At 38.7% G+C, this 1,631-nt stretch carries 1 protein-coding gene; it reads left to right on the forward strand.

The genetic code is table 11. The features are described from left to right. Positions 1–340: 340 nt before the first annotated feature. Positions 341–1,630: a transposase gene (locus tag AB1422_19285; GenBank protein MEW6621445.1), complete on the forward strand. Its 1,290-nt coding sequence runs from the start codon at positions 341–343 to the stop codon at positions 1,628–1,630. Position 1,631: the final 1 nt, after the last annotated feature.

Genomic DNA, 1,631 nt, shown 5'->3' on the forward strand with positions numbered 1-1,631 from the left:
GTGGCTTTCACGAAATTCACAACCTCTTGATTTACACGAAGTTACAAGCACACCTTCTTGCTTGTTGCCCTCCTGTTATATAACTCCTTAATTTTAAGAGAGTTGCAAGCCCAAGTTCGCTACTTTTTCTTGATTTTTGCCCGTTTTAAATAGGGGTGGAGGGCAATTTTTTAAACCTTTGAATTTCGTGAAATCCACTACTTTTTAATTCTCTAGAATTATCTTCTTATTTCATTTCTATTGCCTTAAGAATTATAAAATTTTGCCTCCTCCCCTTAGAATGTGCTATGATTGAGAACCGAAAAACATCACCTTTCACAAAATTGAGGAGGTATTCTCTATGGCTTTTCAATCATGGCTCATACCACCTGAAGAATTAACACAAGATAGACTTCAAAGATATACATCTCTGTTTTCTCAGCTCAATACACAACCAATTAGAGATTCTGTCTCTATTGTAGGACGTCCACCCCTTTCACGCCCATCTCTATTAAGGGCGCTTATATACAAAAATATTCGCTGCTTCCCTTCCCTAACAGAGCTTGTCATTGAACTTAAAGAAAATCCTCTTATCGCTGAGCGCTGTGGTTTTGATCTCTGGTCCAATCTTCCTAATGTAGAGAGATTCTCTGCCTTCCTTAGGGATACGCCCAACTACTTATTTCAAGAAATAAGAAGTAACCTTGTCTTCCAATTGGTAGAATTAGAAGAGATATCGGGAAAATATCTGGTTACTGATTCTTGTCCCATTAAGGCAAATGTCAAAGAGAATAACCCCAAGACAGTGATTAAAGATCGTTTTGATAAGACCAAATACCCAAAGGGTGATAAAGACTCCCGACTGGGAGTTATTGTTACCTTCCCCACCCCAAGCAAAAAGAAGATCGAATATTTTTGGGGATATCGTAATCACGTCATCTCGGATGCCATCTCCGAATTACCCGTAGCTGAAATAACAAAACCAGCCAATGTCTCTGAGGTCTCTCTCTTCATCCCTCAGTGTAGAAGGCTACAAGAGATATTTCATTTTCCAATTAATGCCGTAGCTGCTGACTCCCTTTTAGACTCAGCCACTATTATTGAATTCATTGTCAAAGAGCTTAAAGCTAAACCAGTCATTGCTAAAAATCCAAGGGCATCTAATAGAACAGATATTACTCTTTCCTTAAAAGGCATCCCCATATGTATCGCTGGTTTCCATATGCTCTCCAGGGGTAAGTTCAAAGATAAGAAACAGAATCGGATACGCCATAAGTTTGTCTGTCCAATCAAAGGTTCCAAGAAATTTGCTAAAGAGCAACCCTATTGTCCTTGGTGGCATCCAAAGTTCATAAATGGGAATGGATGTATAACCTATCTCAGAGTAGATGTCGATGAATCTATTCGCAGAACTATTGATTATGGCAGCGAAGAGTTCAAAAAGATATATAATCTAAGAACAGGTGCTGAAAGAATCTTCTCCCGTCTATTAGCAATTTCTATGCAGGAACCAACTGTCAAAGGACTTAATGCTACTGCCAATATCTGCACTATAGCTCATATCACTGTACTTTCTGTCGCCTTAACCGCTGTGAGAAGTGACCAAGTAGATAAAATCAGATTCGTTAAATCGCTAATCCCAAATCTTTAAT

It is taken from the genome of bacterium, assembly GCA_040757115.1.
Classification (GTDB): Bacteria; UBA9089; CG2-30-40-21; order CG2-30-40-21; family SBAY01; genus JBFLXS01.

Excerpts from the sequence above, each read along its gene's own strand:
- AB1422_19285 (MEW6621445.1), top strand. The coding sequence starts at position 341 with ATGGCTTTTCAATCATGGCTCATACCACCTGAAGAATTAACACAAGAT.